Annotated in this window: 12 protein-coding genes; 4 read left to right on the forward strand and 8 right to left on the reverse strand. The window is 45.2% G+C overall.

The window, feature by feature from the left end; genetic code table 11:
• Positions 1-18 precede the first annotated feature (18 nt).
• Together T359_RS0117840 and T359_RS0117845 are read right to left on the reverse strand one after the other, a co-directional pair.
• On the reverse strand, positions 19-906 hold the full coding sequence (locus T359_RS0117840) for a carbohydrate ABC transporter permease (protein ID WP_026518567.1): 888 nt from the start codon (positions 904-906) through the stop codon (positions 19-21).
• 14 nt (positions 907-920) lie between these two features.
• On the reverse strand, positions 921-1,829 hold the full coding sequence (locus T359_RS0117845; protein WP_026518568.1) for an ABC transporter permease: 909 nt from the start codon (positions 1,827-1,829) through the stop codon (positions 921-923).
• A 199-nt stretch (positions 1,830-2,028) separates the two neighbouring features.
• Between T359_RS0117845 and T359_RS0117850 the strand changes: the two genes are divergently transcribed.
• The 3 genes from T359_RS0117850 to T359_RS0117860 all read left to right on the forward strand — a co-directional run bounded on the left by T359_RS0117850 (position 2,029) and on the right by T359_RS0117860 (position 6,877).
• Entirely contained in the window at positions 2,029-3,639 is a 1,611-nt protein-coding gene (locus T359_RS0117850; RefSeq protein WP_026518569.1) for a sensor histidine kinase, read from the forward strand.
• A 16-nt stretch (positions 3,640-3,655) separates the two neighbouring features.
• On the forward strand, positions 3,656-4,846 hold the full coding sequence (locus T359_RS0117855; protein WP_026518570.1) for a response regulator: 1,191 nt from the start codon (positions 3,656-3,658) through the stop codon (positions 4,844-4,846).
• 87 nt (positions 4,847-4,933) lie between these two features.
• Complete coding sequence (locus tag T359_RS0117860) at positions 4,934-6,877, forward strand: substrate-binding and GGDEF domain-containing protein (protein ID WP_026518571.1); 1,944 nt, start codon at positions 4,934-4,936, stop codon at positions 6,875-6,877.
• A 9-nt stretch (positions 6,878-6,886) separates the two neighbouring features.
• On the opposite strand, the gene T359_RS0117865 is transcribed toward T359_RS0117860, so the two are convergent.
• Positions 6,887-7,447, reverse strand: coding sequence for a biotin transporter BioY (locus T359_RS0117865; protein ID WP_035784906.1), 561 nt, complete (start codon positions 7,445-7,447; stop codon positions 6,887-6,889).
• 133 nt (positions 7,448-7,580) lie between these two features.
• Between T359_RS0117865 and T359_RS21940 the strand changes: the two genes are divergently transcribed.
• A complete protein-coding gene (locus T359_RS21940; RefSeq protein ID WP_026518573.1) occupies positions 7,581-9,290 on the forward strand; it encodes a PP2C family protein-serine/threonine phosphatase in 1,710 nt (569 codons plus the stop codon).
• Between the two features lie 4 nt (positions 9,291-9,294).
• Here the strand turns inward: T359_RS21940 and T359_RS0117875 are convergent, their stop codons facing one another.
• The 5 genes from T359_RS0117875 to T359_RS0117895 all read right to left on the reverse strand — a co-directional run bounded on the left by T359_RS0117875 (position 9,295) and on the right by T359_RS0117895 (position 15,267).
• Entirely contained in the window at positions 9,295-10,458 is a 1,164-nt protein-coding gene (locus T359_RS0117875; RefSeq protein WP_026518574.1) for a GTPase, read from the reverse strand.
• 88 nt (positions 10,459-10,546) lie between these two features.
• On the reverse strand, positions 10,547-11,548 hold the full coding sequence (locus tag T359_RS0117880; protein WP_035784909.1) for an N-acetylmuramoyl-L-alanine amidase family protein: 1,002 nt from the start codon (positions 11,546-11,548) through the stop codon (positions 10,547-10,549).
• Positions 11,545-13,248, reverse strand: a complete 1,704-nt coding sequence (locus tag T359_RS21945; protein ID WP_026518576.1) for a YARHG domain-containing protein — start codon at positions 13,246-13,248, stop codon at positions 11,545-11,547. The genes T359_RS0117880 and T359_RS21945 overlap by 4 nt, the downstream gene beginning before the upstream one ends.
• Positions 13,249-13,281: 33 nt before the next feature.
• The gene (locus T359_RS0117890; protein WP_026518577.1) at positions 13,282-14,199 is read right to left on the reverse strand and encodes a zinc ribbon domain-containing protein; all 918 of its coding nucleotides are present in this window, start codon (positions 14,197-14,199) and stop codon (positions 13,282-13,284) included.
• Positions 14,200-14,316: 117 nt separating this feature from the next.
• Positions 14,317-15,267 carry a phosphatase PAP2 family protein gene (locus tag T359_RS0117895; RefSeq protein ID WP_035784912.1) on the reverse strand — a complete coding sequence of 317 codons (951 nt, stop codon included), beginning with the start codon at positions 15,265-15,267 and terminating at the stop codon, positions 14,317-14,319.
• Positions 15,268-15,356 lie beyond the last annotated feature (89 nt).

The following is a 15,356-nucleotide window of genomic DNA, read 5'->3' on the forward strand; positions in this document are numbered from 1 at the left end:
ATTATTATTTTAAACTATTTATCCCTTCACCGCTCCTATCATGACGCCCTGGTTAAAATATTTCTGTAAAAACGGATAAAGCATCATGATGGGCAGTGTAGAAATCACAATTGAACCGTACTTCATCATGTCAGAAAGCTGTCTGAGCTCCTGGGCCATGGTTCCGGTGGCCGCTCCCAGCAGGGATTCGTTGGAAATAAGGATCCTTCGAAGCAAAAGCTGAAGCGGTATCAGGTTTTCATTCTGAAGATATATAAGTGCGTTAAACCAGGAATTCCAGAGACCTACCGCTGTCCAAAGGCCTACCACTGCAATTACAGCCTTGGAAAGGGGAATTGCGAACTGCAGGAAGTATCTGATGGTGCTGCAGCCGTCGATCTGGGCAGCCTCCCAAAGAGACTCCGGCAGGGAGTTCTGGAAAAAAGTCCTGGCAACGATTATGTTGTAAGTGGATACCGCAAAGGGCAGGATCATCACCAGAAAAGAGTCAAGAAGGCCGAACTGTTTGACAACCAGGTAGGTTGGTATCAGACCTCCGCTGACAAACATGGGGATCAGATAAAAAATATTTATCCATTTTCTCCCGGGCAGGTCCTTCCTTGACATTGCATAGCCGGCTGTGATATTCACCACCAGAGCAACCAGGGTGCCGAATACTGTATAAATAATGGTGTTCAAATAGCTTTTCCAGATCTGACTCTGCTCAAAAAGCTTTTGGTATCCCCTTACATCAAATGATTTGGGCCAAAACCAGACTTTGCCGTTGGCCACATCCGCAGGATTACTGAAGGATGCGATGATAACAAACCAAAGCGGATAAATTACTATCAGGATCATAAGGATCGCTATCACATGAAATATGATGTTCACCACTGTATCCTGAGAAAACTTCTTTTTCTTAACCATTTTTCCTCCCATTTTTAAAAGAGACTGCTCTCTGTAAGCTTCTTGGATGCAAGATTTACCAGCAAAAGAACTATCACGTTGACCACGGTATTAAAGAGGCCGATGGCTGTGGATAAGCTGTACTGCATGCTCTGCATACCCATTTTGTAGACATAGGTTGAGATGATCTCGCTGCTCATGATGTTCTGGACATTCTGTAAAAGAAATACCTTCTCAAAGCCTATTCCCAGGATGCTTCCCGCTCTAAGAACCAGAAGAACCATGGCTGTTGGCAGGATCATGGGTATGTCTATGTATTTGATCTTCTGCAGTGTGCTGGCGCCGTCCACTGTGGCCGCCTCGTAGTAGGTGGGATCGATTCCCGCCAGTGCCGCAAGATAGATAATGCTGTCCCAGCCCAGGTGCTGCCAGATATCACTCCAGACGTATACATGCTTGAAGCCAGAAGCGCTGGCCATCAGGTTGGGAAACTTTGCCCCGAACAGATTGAAGATGTTGGCGAAAAGTCCGCTGGAGGGTGATAAGAAGATCAGCACCAGACCGCACATTACCATGGTTGAAATGAAATGCGGCAGGTAGGTTATAACCTGAAATACCTTCTTAAACATCTTGGTCTTCATCTGATTGCACATAAGTGCCAGCAGGATCGGCAGTGGGAAGCCCACCAGAATGCTGTATAAGCTAAGGACCAGCGTGTTCTTTATGGTCACCCCGAACTGGTAGGATCTGAAATATTGAAGGAAATGCTTGAATCCCACAAACTTACTTCCCATAACTCCCAGCGCCGGTGAATAGTCCTTAAAGGCTATCACTATTCCAAACATCGGCAGGTATGCAAAACAAAAAAGTAAAACCGCCGAGGGAATAAGAAGCAGATACAGCTGATAGTGCTTTTTTACGTTTTTAAGTATATTGTTTTTCATTGCTCTCTCCTTTTGTTCATGCTCCGATAATAAATTTTTTGAGCTTTGAAAAATAGCACATTTCGGTTCGACAGATAGCACTTTTTGGACAATGTAAGAAAAAACTCTAGATAAAAAAAATCCTTATAGATATAATGAACGCATGAAAAACAGGAAACGCACACGGTCCTACCCGGTGGTGAAGGTACTGCGTAAAACCTTGTTTCTGGCAATCCCGGTCATCATTCTTTTTGTGGTGGTGAGCTGGTTTTCTTTTTCGGAAATAAGGAAGCAGAACAGCCTGGCGGTAGAAAACGCCGTGGAAATTTATCAAACTGAATTAGAGCACAGATTGTCCGCAATAACGCATTTTATTCAGTGGACAGTTGTACATGATCCCATATTGGATTCCTTTTCCCCGGATAAACACATGGGGGACTTCAGGCTTGCCAGCAATGACCTGCGGCTTCGAGTCAGCGACATGCAGTACTCCACAGGAACGGAATACCAGTATTTCTTTTATTGGGATGAAAAGGACATCTTTTTCAATGCCTCGGAGTTTGGTTCCGACTACGAAACCTACAAGAAGATAAAGGAAAAGATAAAGACGGATGTAAACAACTACACCTGGGTTCCCTGGGTGTTCCGGGGCAATGAGTACCTCTACTACACCATCACCTACAAGCACAGAACCTTCGCCTGTCTTGTGTCCATGGAGGATATCCTGTCGCCTCTGTCCTCACTGAATCTGGGAGAAAACGGAGCCATCAGCGTTTACACGCCTTCAGGAGTTCTGTTTTACAAGACCGGGGACGGTCCCTCAAAGCTGTCCAAATACTATTACAACAGGCAGTTTTTCCCGGCAGAGGAATCCGGGCTTCCCTTCTCACTGTCCATAGATTCCAGGGTCCTGGGTGAATACGGAAGACTGTTTATCCTGCAGGTTATTGTATTTCTGGCAGCTCTGATGCTGAGCTTTATCATGGGAGGCTACATCCTTGTTACTTACAAAAAAGTGATACTTCCCATTAAGATCTTTTCCAAGAGCCTGTCGGGAATTGACTCCCTCTCAGACAGTGAGGGACTGGTGCTTACTGACAGCAAGATCCAGGAGCTGAATCAGATAAATGAACAGTTTAAGAACCTGATCCATGAGATAACAAGGCTTAGGATCGATATCTACGAAGCGGAGCTGGATAAGAACAAGTTCATGATCCACTTCCTGCAGCAGCAGATCAAACCCCACTTTTACTTAAACTGCCTGACAACCATAGACAGCATGGTGAGTCTTGGAGATATGGATGCCGCCAAGCAGATGCTGATGTTCACCTCCAAGTACTTCAGATACCTGTTCCAGGTGGACAATAACTTTGTGCCCCTGGCCAATGAGCTGGGACATATCAGGGATTACCTGTCCATTCAGAACATGAGACTTAGCAGGGCCACGGCTTTTGAAGCAGATATCCCCAGGGACTGCAACAATCTGGATATCCCGCCCCTGCTTCTTATAACCTTCGTGGAGAACTCCGTAAAACACGCATCACCGCCGGAGGATGAGAGCCTTACGATCTCCCTGTTCTGCAGGAAGCTTGAGGAAAATAACGAAAGCAAGCTGGAAATAGTGATCACCGACAACGGTCAGGGCTTTTCACAAGAGGTTCTCGAGAAGATAAACAGAAAAGAAAGCATCGAAGAAAACGGAAATCATATAGGAATAACCAACTGCATCAAGCGTATGGAGCTGCTGTACGGAAGCTCCTTCAGCCTTCACACAGACAATACCGCTCCCCATGGGGCCCGGGTTACACTGGTGATTCCCACCAAGCAATGAATTTTAGAGGATTAGAATGAATATTTTACTGGTTGATGACGACAGATTCGTCATTGCTGCCCTTGAAAAGAATATAGACTGGAACAGCCTTGGGATTACCGGCGTTTTTACCGCAAACGATATCAAAAAGGCTCAGGAGATCATGGCAGAAAACAGCATAGATCTGCTCCTTAGCGACATCGACATGCCCCACGGAAGCGGCCTTGAGCTTCTTGGAATTCTCAGGGAGCAGGGAAACAGCATTCCCGCCATTTTCCTGACTAATTATGCGGATTTTTCCTATGCCAAAAGGGCCCTGGAGCTTCGCTCCTTCCACTATTTTCTTAAGCCCATCGACTACCCTGAGCTTACCAAGATCATAAGTCAGGCCCTTCTTGAGGTGGATCCGGACAGGCAGGACAGTTCCAACACCCTGTCCAAGCTCTGGTATGACTATCTCATCGACCGCCGCATCACCTACAAGGCCCTCATATCAGATCTTAACAAGCTTTTGCCCTTTGAAAAGGGCATTCCTTCCTTTGCCATCTGTCTTATTCAGTTCACAGGAGAAAAGCTCTCCGGGGACAGGGGCCGCATCGCAGCCCAGATAAGGCACATAATGGAATCCATCTTCGGAAGCTCTTTTTCCTCCCAGGGTGTACTTCTGCCCTATCAGGCCGATGATTACATACTTTTTTCCCTGATTCCGGTGGAAGAAGATGCTTATAACACAGCACTTCGGCCCCTGGTCAGTGAGCTCTACTACGCACTTTCCCAGGAGTTTAAGACCTCCTTAAGGCTCTTTTTAAGCTCTGAGAAAAAAGTAAATGAAATCCCTGAGGTTCTGGACAGCCTCATCAACATGTGCTCAATGCCCTTTGATGAGGATACTAACGTAATACATGTGGATGAAACCTCGGTGACAGCCCTTCTTCAGTACGTGGACGCCCATTTTACCGAAGATATGAGCCGGGAACATCTGGCAGAGCTGTTCTACTTTGCCCCCGACTACATCACCAAGATTTTCAGAAAAGAAACCGGAATGAGTTTCAAGAACTACATAATTGAAAAGCGACTGGACCTTGCAAGGAAGCTCCTTCAGAATACCGATGATTCTGTCCGTGACATCTCCCTTAAAGTTGGCTACGACAATTACTCCTATTTCACAAGGCTGTTTAAGAACCGATTCGGAGTGACCCCCGTGGAATTCAGGGGCTGCGGAAATTGATAAATAATTATCGTAATTGCAATTATCTTTGTATCATGATACGCTTTTATAGAGTGGGTTAGTCTCGCATCATAAGGAGATTACATCATGGAAAATACAAGAAGAAAACGAATCGGTCTGTTTGTATCATTTCCTGAAACCGTACATGTGCGCAGGATCACTGAGGGCATCCGCAGGCGCTGCGAACTGTATGGCTATGATATGTGCGTGTTTGCCGCCAGCGTACATGTTGCCTTCCCTATGGATGATTATGTGCATGGAGAAGCCAGCATCTATGAGCTGGCCAATTTTGATGAACTGGACGGCGTAATCCTTGATCATGCGACTCTTAGCGGCTCCACTGATGAATTTGTTCTTAAAAGGATCCGGGAACGGCTCAAAGAGCACCCTTCTCTTCCGGCATGCTCCCTTGAGACTCCTATCGAAGGCACGACCTTCATCGAAAATGATAATGAAGAAACCCTGCGTGAGCTCTGCCACCACGTAGTTAATGTTCATAATAAAAAGAAAATCTGTCTTTTAACAGGTTTTAAAGATAATCCTGTATCAGAGAAGCGTCTTTCGATCTTTCTTGATGAAATTAAAAAACTGGGTCTTTCTGTGCTTCCGGAACACATTGTTTACGGAGATTTCTGGTATAGCAGCGGCTATAAGCTTGCAGATGAAATAGCAGACGGAATAATTGAATCCCCCGAGGCGGTAATATGCGCCAGCGACTGTATGGCACTGGGACTAATCAACAGGCTTGCCGCCCGCGGAATAAGTGTGCCAGAAGACATTCTGGTTCTTGGCTTTGATTCCTCAGACGAAGGAGCCATCAATTTCCTTACTCTTAGCTCCTATGACCCCAATGATATTGATATGGGCCAGCGGGCTGTAGATTATATCAGAACTGTGATAGAACCGGATGAGCCTGTCGCTCCTCGTGAAGCCAAAACAATAGGCCAGTTCCACCCCGGCGCCAGCTGCGGATGTGAATCCGATCCTTTTTACATCATAAAGCATGTCAGAAGCCAGCTTCACACCAATGCCTACAGCTTTGCCAACGAAAGCGATGATGAACCGGTCAGTGTTGGAGCCCTTATGGAGACCTATGTGCTGGAGGAATTCACTGCCTCCAAAACCGTGGATGAGTGTATGGGCAATATATTCGGCAGTACAAATCTTCTTGTCCCCTACTCCAATATTTTTCTGTGTCTCAGGGAAGACTGGCTCGATATGACAGACAGCCACAGCGAAGGCGATTCAAAGTATATGCGCATATATTTAAAAAGCTCCAAAGTAGGTGAACCGCCAATCTGTGGCACGGAAGGGGCACCACGCTTTGAGACTTCAAAAATGCTTCCCAAGCTTGATGAAAACAGGGAAAAACCCGGTATCTTCTATTTTTCTCCTCTTCATTTTAATGGAAAAGTTATGGGATTTACTGTTCTCGAACGAGAAATATCAGAAACTTATACCTTAAACATAGTGAACCGAAACTGGCTCCGTTACATCAATAATGCTCTTGAAATGATGTGCTCTAAGCACAGACTTGAAGCGCTTTCCATCATGGATGAAATGACCGGCGCCTACAACCGAAGAGGTATGTATCAGCGCTATAAGGAGCTGCTCTCCCAGGCTTCTCCGGGAGATTCCCTGTTTGTCAGTGTCATAGACATGGATGGCCTCAAATATATAAATGACACCTTCGGACATAAGGAAGGGGATTTCGGAATCAAGACCATCTGCAATGTACTTCGTGAGACCAGTCTTGAGAACGAGATCTGCATCCGCAGCGGCGGAGATGAATTTTTCCTTATAGGAATCGGCAAATATAAAAAGGACGATGAAAGCCAGAGATCTCTGAACTTCGTTGAGACCCTGAAAAAGCGCTCCGAAGAGCTGCAACGGTCCTACAATATCTCAGCCAGCATAGGATGCGTGGTATTTGACGATTACAATGAAGTGGCTCTGGACAATGCCCTAAGCGAAGCCGACGAGCGCATGTATCACTATAAGTTCCGTAACAGAAGGCACAGAAGCGTCTGACCAGTTATATCACCTGATCAGGGGCTTAACTCTTCTGGAAATAATAACTGCAATTGCCATCTTGGCAAGATCAGGAAGGATGAAGGGGAATACGCACCAGGTTAAAACCGTGAAAAGTCCCACCTCTCCTGTTTCTCTCATGTATACATACATAAACCAGGCTGTTCCGAAGGCATAGCATACAAAAAGACCGATTAGCAGAGCTGCGATCTCAACAACTGCCTTATTTCCAAAGGCTTTTGTCATAGCAATAAAAATAAGTCCCATAAAAATGAAGCCTACGATATATCCGCCGGTGCTGCCAAGGACAATACCAAGACCTCCCGAAAAACCTGCAAATACAGGTATTCCGATGGCACCCATAAGCACGTAGATAAGTGTGGCGATGGTTCCTCTCTCACCTCCCAGGATGAGAAGCACCGCGAATACTGCGAAGGTCTGAAGTGTAAAGGGAACCGCCATGGGTATGTTTATCCAGGAACATATGGTAATAAGCGTAACTCCTATGGCTGCATAGACCAGGTCCAGAGTTTTACTTTTCTGCAATCTTTGAGTATTTACTTTATTCATCTATGTCTTATCTCCTAATGATTTTCATTACTTATTCTCAACTATTCTTTTTACTCTCTTTGACCTCCAAAGTCAACCCTCTTCCTATGAAAAAAACTGTTCGGTGGTACAAAAATAATAGTACAATATATCTATGAGTAAAGAGAGAAAAAAATACAAAAGAATATCAATGGCCAGGCTTGCGATGTACATTTCCGTTACATCATCCGTTCTTCTTGGCTTAATCATAATACTTGTATCCGCAATGTTTTTCCGCAAAGAATCCATCAAGATCTACGAGGGCATGGAAACCTCACTGACCAGGTCTGCTCTGGTGAATGTGGACCGGAATGCCCTTCAGGACCTTATTATCCAGACTGCCCAGGTGGTGGAGACCATTGAAGATCCTGTCTCCATGCGAAATAATAACGAAGCTGAATATTTCGCCAAATTCGCTGACATTGAAAACAGTGAATCCTACAAAGCCATTTGGGATAAGCTCAATAACACCAGAAGAGCCACTATTTCCACGGCCTACTGCATTTCTCTTATCTATCCTGAAAGAGGCTATTGGGTATATGTAATGGACGCCAGCGATTCCACTGTCCAGAGATGCGGTGAGCTTCTTTTCGCTGATTTCAGTGATTATAAGGGCAATCCGGGCATGGATTATTTAGGTAATGTCACCATGTCTCCCACCTATGGAGGCGTCCGCACCGACGGCGTTGCCATCTATACTGATGAATCCAGGGGCATATACTCCTATCTCACTGCTGATATTCCCATCAGCACAACCCAGAGAAACGTAAGGCTTTTCCTGCTTCAGTCTGCTATTGCGGCCTTTATGCTGTCCCTTCTTTTCAGCATCGGTATTTTTGTCTGCGTAAACAGCGTGGTTGTAAAGCCCCTAAACAATATGGCGGGCAAGGCTGAAGACTTTGTTGATATGTACGAGGAAAGATTCGACACCCACCAGGGCACCGATATCTTCAAGAATATCTACCATGGTGATGTAAAAGAGCTCAATAAGCTCACAGACTCCCTTCAGAGCATGGAGTTTGAGATGAACAGCTATATCGAGGATATTAACAGACTAGCCGGAGAAAAGGCCAGAATCAGTACAGAGCTGGATATAGCCACCAAGATTCAGGAAGCCACTATTCCCAGGAATTTTGCCGACTATAACAAATATCAACAGCTTGAAATATATGGAGATTGCAAGCCCGCCAAAGAGGTTGGCGGTGATTTCTATGACTTTTTTATGCTGGATGAGGATCATCTGTGCATAGTAATGGCTGATGTTTCGGGAAAAGGTATACCTGCTGCCCTTTATATGATGGTTTCCAAGATTGCCATTCAGACCAGAGCTGAGCAGGGCGGAACCCCTTCAGAGATCCTTTACTATGTAAATAACAGGCTCTCAGCCAACAATTCCGTGGATATGTTCGTAACGGTATGGCTGGGCATTCTGACTCTTTCCACAGGACATGTCATCGCAGCCAATGCCGGCCACGAATATCCTGCGGTTACAGATGAGAACGGTAATTATGTCCTTCAAAAAGAAAAACACAGCTTTGTATGCGGTGGCATGGAAGGCCTTCGCTACAAGGACAACGAATTTGACATACCTGCCGGCGGCAAGATCTTTCTCTACACCGACGGTGTTGCGGAAAGCACCAATAAAGCTCAGGAGTTCTATGGAACAAGGCGTATGATCGATGCTCTTAACTGCTGCAAGGATGCCTCTCCCAAGGACACTGTGGAATACATACAGAAATCCCTGGCAGAGTTCTCCAACGGTGCAGACCAGTTTGACGATACTACAATGCTAAGTATTCTGTATAAAGGAAAACTGCCTGAATAAGTTTTCAGGCAGTTTTTTTCTGTGTAAATACATCGAGTATAATATTCTGAAGCTCTTCGTCATCAGCTTCTTCAGGAACGTTTTCAACAGCCTCGGAGACCTTGTCCACCACAGGCTTGGCCATCTTGTCCTCAAGAACCTCCTTAACCCAGGTAACATCGTCCATGGTCTGCTTGCCGGTGTATATCTGCTCAAATATGTAGGCAGCAACCTCACCCATGGCAAATACTATGGCTCCCGCTATAAAAGCATTGATGACGGCAGCACCAAGATTAAGTCCCGGGATCATCTTAAGGCCGGAAGCCAGCATTTTTCCTGCTGTTCCCTTGGTTCCTATATCAATGATATAGTCGATAAATTCCTTGGTTTTTTTAGTCTTTTTTATTCCCCAGATCTTCGATATTGCTTCAATTTCCAGGGCCTCTGTAGGCTTTAGAAGCATGGCATCCGCAATGGGCATAGCGCCTCCTCCCACGGTGATCCCGGCCAAAGTAGCGGCACTAACCACGGCATGGGACATGGCCCTTCTTCTTGCCAGGTTATATCTGGCAATATCCTTTTCTGCAGCCTGATATCCCTCGGGAAGAATGCTGTTTGTAAGCTCTATAAGCTCTGTTATCCCTTTGGGCGGTTCAATAACGCCCTCTTTTTCTGTATAGGGCTTGGCCACAACACTGACTATCTCTGTCAGCCTTGTGGCATATTTATTTTTGGACAAAAAGGCCTTTTCGACGATGTCCTGAGCCTCTTTGGTATCAGTTCCCTTGTATGACTGAGTAATGACCACAATGATAGGAACATTCTTCCACATGCTTATGGCCTTCATCAGGGAATCGATGGTCTTTGGGAAAATCTTTACAGTAAATCTGTCAACACAGAACCAGACAGCGCTGATGTGATGCTCATCATCCTTGTTCTTGATAGTCTCGCCGGCCCACTTCTTTACAGCGTTTACAGCTTTAAACTCCGAAAAAAGACCGGGCTCCAGCCCCACAGTATCAATGAGCCTGAAAGAGATCCCTTTGTTCTCATAGACCTGAAAGTCTGATGCCACCTTGGTTTTACCGCCGCAGGGCTTTTTCATTGCCTCATCTCCGAGCACAGTCCTGATCAAAGTTGACTTTCCGACACCTGCATAACCGACAACAAGCACATTTCCCTTTTCCATGATTTTTCCCCTGTAATACCAAACATCACTACGGAACACTATCATTATATCATTCACTTGTTATCGTAACAACATTCACACCATCTGATTACTTAAAATATTCATCAACACCGTTGGCGATACCGGTAACTATTTTCCACTGATATTCCTCGGTAGCCATCAAAAGGTCCTCTTCTGCGTTGGTCATGTATCCCATCTCAACGATAGTCACAGGCACCTGGCTCCAGTTGATGCCGCTCATGGTATCTGTTTCCCATACGCGCTCTTTTTTGCAGCCTGTAGCTGCCACCATATTGTCAAGAACGCAGGTTGAGAGCTTTTTACTCTCCTGGTAAACATTGGCATTATATGGGTTTGAAGCGGTCTGACAGATCGTCATGGCCCCGTGGGCTTCGGGATTGGCAACGCCGTTGGCATGGATCCTGAGAAAAACATCCGCATGATTGTCGTTGGCTATGGCAGCTCTCTCGGAATTACTGATATTTACATCATGGGTCTCCCTGACCATGATTACTGTATAGCCGCGCTTTTGAAGCTCATCCCTGAGCTTTAGGGAAACCTGAAGAGTGAGCTGATACTCTGCAAGTCCGCTGGCTACGCCTGAAGTTCCGCCGGATACTTTGGCCTTGGTCTCGCTGGCTCCGGGGCCCACAGGCTCCTTTTCGGAATTGCCCTTGGCCTGATGTCCTGCATCAATTACCACCAGTTTACCTGTAGCTTCTCTGGGAGTGTTATCCTGAGCTGTTTCCTCCTGAGTTGTGGCCTCCTGTGAAGGCTCGTCCTGTACAGTGGCTTCCTGAGCCGGGGCTTCCCGGACAGATTCTTCCGCTGAAGCTTCCTCGGAAGCAGGCTCTTCCTGAACCGACTCCTGCGCTGCCACTTCTTCCATGACAGTAGCTTCCTCCGCAGGAGAATCGCCGGCTTCTTCGGAGGCCTCTTCCACAGCCTCCTCAGGTTCTATATCCTCCAGCTTTTCAAAAATAACATCCGAAACAAATTCTTCCTTGGGAGAATCCGCTTCTTTACCGCATGCCACCAGCAGCACTGCTGCCGCCAGAAGCAGGGTTATCTTTAACCTTTTTAAAATCATCTGTATCCCTTTTCTTTTTCGTAATCTACGATCACATCTTTATTCTTTATCTCGATATCAGACAGTATGCTTTCCTGGAAATCATCAGCATCTATGGTTCCTTTATACCAGTCCTTGGAATCAAAGTATTCCTGAAGTTCGCTGTCCTTGAATTTTCTTCCGTGACGGGCATAGATCTCGTTTCTGGCAAGCTTGCAGGTCTGAGCATCGAAGCCCTCCAGGTCAGACTTTGAAATAAGTTCTGAATCACTGTTAGGAAGGATATAGTCAGCACCGGAGGTAACTGTCTGAGGCTTTTCAACCTCAGTATGATTTGATACTGCCAGGGATGTGTCAACATTGTCCTCATGGTTGTAAGCATCGAGATTGGCTGTAACTACAGACTTGTACAGGTCATCCAATGACTCGTAGCCGTGATAATACCAGGATTTTGTGCCAAACCAGCCTGTGCTCACATCTGTGTTTACATAGAAAGTATTGCCTGGTGTGTTGTAATCATTTAAGTCTACCGATACGATACCGTTTTCATCCAACATGACATCAGAATAAGAAATGAACCAGTATACATCATTGATCTTGTCATAGGTCTGCTTCTTGTTGCTTACAAAGTCATGGACCTCTGCCTTGTAGATAAGGTACAGATAGTTGTACTTCCCATATCCGCTGCCCTTGCTGGTAAGAAGGTAGTCGCCGATATAGTTAAGGCTCACTACTTCTTCGCCATCGCCAAAGCTCTTTGCAGCATGAGAATAATAAGCATCTTCGGCCTGACTCTGCATATCTTTAAGAGCAGAATCATTAATTTCGGAAATCTTTGTAACATAGCTGCTAAGTCCCGAAACAGTGTATTCCTTCTCAAGGGACTCAGGAACCCTGCCGTACTGTTCAGCGCAGCGCTCCACCTGCTTGTCATCGATCTTTACAACAAAACTGTCTCCGTTACTTAAGTCACTGTTTTCATCAAACTCAAAATTGTAATAATTCAGTTCTTCACCGGTATAATCCAGAGATGCGCGTCCCTGGGGAGCCACACCGCTAAAAGACACCTCAAGATCTGCAAAGGCATCGAACTTTCCAAGCTCAGTAAGATCAGACACTTTGAACTTACCGTCCTTATATTTGAGCTTGCACTTTACAGATGAAGAAAGGCTTTCATCTATATCCCATGTGTATTCAACTACGTCTCCGTTGGAGAGATTTTTGGAGTTGTCATACTCAACGGATACGCATTCTGCCACCATTTCGATAGGATCAAACATGGCAGCCAGCTCACCGAGCTCCTTTTTTGCCTCACCTGTAAGCTTGAGCTTTTTGCCGTACTTTTTGTCTATGCCGTCCCAGTCAATGCTTACATGGGGCTTTCCGTATCCGTCATAGCCCTCAGCCTCACAAACAACATATTTATTTAGGTCAATGGTTGGCTTTGCATTAAGAACCAGTACCGCAGCTATCACAGTAAGTACTGCCACTGCAACAAGGCCTGCCAGGATCTTAGGCAAAGCGGAGCCGCCCTTGGCAGGTGCCGGGGCAGAATTAGGAGCCGCAGCAACGCCGTCCTTGGGCTCTTCAACCTTATCTTCAGTATTATCTTCAACAACCGCTGCCGGAGCAGGATTGGCCGGTGCCATCAAGGGCGCACCACACTTCTTACAAAACTTTGCAACATCATTATTTTCAGTTCCACATTTTCCACAAAACATATACTATCCTCTTTAATAATAAATGAACTACAGTTACTCTATCTTTGCTCCGCAGGACTTGCAGAATGCAGCAGCATCCACAAGCTTTGCTCCGCACTGTGTGCAGAATAAAGGTCTTGTATCCGCAACTATCTTCACATTTCTTTCAGCCTCCTGCTGTGCTGCCTCTGCAGCGGCCTTTCTGGCTTCCTCTTCGGCAGCTCTTCTGGCCTCTTCAGCAGCTTTTCTTGCTACTTCAGCCTCGGCAATCATGTCCTCAGGCACCGGAGCTCCGCAGGAAGTGCAAAATCTGTTATCGATCATAAGCGGTTTGCCACACTTGGAGCAATAACCGATTATATCCTCTTTTTTAACAGTATTCTTTGCAGTGTTTGCTGAAATATTCTCGGCAATCTTACTTACAGAGTCAGACATCTGGTTTACAGCCGCAGACATCTGATTCAGAGTTTTCTTGGCTTCGGGACTGGTAAAGACCTTCACCAGATCCGCTTCCATATCAACAATTTTAGCAGCCGCCAAAACAGACAGTACTACGATCAAAAACAGCACTATCATATTGAACACAAACCAGACTGTGCTCTTGAATTCGCAGTAGTTCTCATCAGCAAGATCTTTTACTGAAGATCTGAAAACGAGCCACATTATAAAATCAACAACGCCACAAACAGCAATTATCAGCGCGCTCTGTTCATTTTTAAGCTTCTTGAGAAAAAGAAGCACCATAGTAGCAATCGGAAGTAATAAAACTATAAGCATAATGGGATGCGGATCAACGACTGTCTCTCCGTAGGACTTAATACCGGTAACCGCAGACATAGCTGAAACATCAATAGTATCACCGGAACAGGACACAAGAAATGTCGGGCAGAACACAAATACGATACATAACAAGGAAAGAACTCTTAGTATGTTCTTCACTGTCAAAATGGGTTTCTTTTCGTTTTCAATCATTACACTGTCTCCTTAAGCATACATTTTATGCGGTTTGTACCGCATCACCACATATATTATGCGCTGAGCCGCTAAATAGCAACAATAAAATGTATACTTAAGGAATTTAGTAACTCATCATGCTTCGGCAGTCTGTTTTTTAATAAACATTGGCCATACACAGATTGCCAGAAGTAACATTATAAATCTTGCTACGAAATTGCCCCAATGTCCCCCAAGGAAATCAACGATGATAGCGGGAGCAAAGAGCTCTTTCCATGCAAAGAGAAGTCCTGCACCGACACAAACGAGAATTGGAAGGTTCTTATGTCCCACAGGGATTTCATAATGAAGATAGTGACGATCCAGATAACTTCCGATCAGGAATCCTGTCATGGCACCACAAGCCTTGAAGCAGTCGTTCATCATCTTTGAAGGATTAACAAGAAGCTCTCCTGCAGCATCATAATCCATGGGATAAGGCTTAACCTGAATATAGATAAGAGCTGCCACAACAACAAGAAGCCCTACCAGGGTCAGAATATCAAGAGTCTTTTGATTTCCGCCTACCTTTTTAGCAATGGTATGCACGCAGAAAATAGTAAACAGCGCCTCAGTCATACCTACAGCAACGTCCTGAGGAGTATGAACTCCAAGAAAATTACGTGAAAATCCGGTAAGAAGGATCATTACTGCGCATACTACCGCAACCCATCTTTTCTTATCCTTCTGCCAGACAAAGGTATTTCCGTAAAGAATGGTTCCAACGTTTGTATGTCCGCTTGGGAACGAATATCCTGTGGCAGCGGTTTTCGAATCTCCCGCAGGTTCTATCAGTTCCGACCTGATCCATGGGCGATATGCGCATACCGTCAGTTTGATTACACCGTTTAACAGCTCACCGGCATTGTAGCAGGTCATGAATAAATAACCCCAGGCCTTATCAACGCCCCAGAAGATAACAAAGGGTAAAAAAGGAAGAATATCCACCGCAAACTTGGATATTGCATTGAAAAACTCATTAAAAATGCCCCCTGTCGCATTCCTCAGATCCTGCAACAAAAGTAAATACTGAATGTCTAATTCCATGCTCTCCTCCTCGATATGTAATTTTGTATTTATTCACTCTATAAATAATGATACGATAAAAAGTGTAATAAAATTATTAAAAAGCAATA

It is taken from the genome of Butyrivibrio sp. MC2021, assembly GCF_000621605.1.
Taxonomy (GTDB): domain Bacteria; phylum Bacillota; class Clostridia; order Lachnospirales; family Lachnospiraceae; genus Butyrivibrio.

Excerpts from the sequence above, each read along its gene's own strand:
- T359_RS0117840 (WP_026518567.1), bottom strand. The coding sequence starts at position 906 with ATGGTTAAGAAAAAGAAGTTTTCTCAGGATACAGTGGTGAACATCATA.
- T359_RS0117845 (WP_026518568.1), bottom strand. The coding sequence starts at position 1,829 with ATGAAAAACAATATACTTAAAAACGTAAAAAAGCACTATCAGCTGTAT.
- T359_RS0117855 (WP_026518570.1), top strand. The coding sequence starts at position 3,656 with ATGAATATTTTACTGGTTGATGACGACAGATTCGTCATTGCTGCCCTT.
- T359_RS0117860 (WP_026518571.1), top strand. The coding sequence starts at position 4,934 with ATGGAAAATACAAGAAGAAAACGAATCGGTCTGTTTGTATCATTTCCT.
- T359_RS0117865 (WP_035784906.1), bottom strand. The coding sequence starts at position 7,447 with ATGAATAAAGTAAATACTCAAAGATTGCAGAAAAGTAAAACTCTGGAC.
- T359_RS21940 (WP_026518573.1), top strand. The coding sequence starts at position 7,581 with ATGAGTAAAGAGAGAAAAAAATACAAAAGAATATCAATGGCCAGGCTT.
- T359_RS0117875 (WP_026518574.1), bottom strand. The coding sequence starts at position 10,458 with ATGGAAAAGGGAAATGTGCTTGTTGTCGGTTATGCAGGTGTCGGAAAG.
- T359_RS0117880 (WP_035784909.1), bottom strand. The coding sequence starts at position 11,548 with ATGATTTTAAAAAGGTTAAAGATAACCCTGCTTCTGGCGGCAGCAGTG.
- T359_RS21945 (WP_026518576.1), bottom strand. The coding sequence starts at position 13,248 with ATGTTTTGTGGAAAATGTGGAACTGAAAATAATGATGTTGCAAAGTTT.
- T359_RS0117890 (WP_026518577.1), bottom strand. The coding sequence starts at position 14,199 with ATGATTGAAAACGAAAAGAAACCCATTTTGACAGTGAAGAACATACTA.
- T359_RS0117895 (WP_035784912.1), bottom strand. The coding sequence starts at position 15,267 with ATGGAATTAGACATTCAGTATTTACTTTTGTTGCAGGATCTGAGGAAT.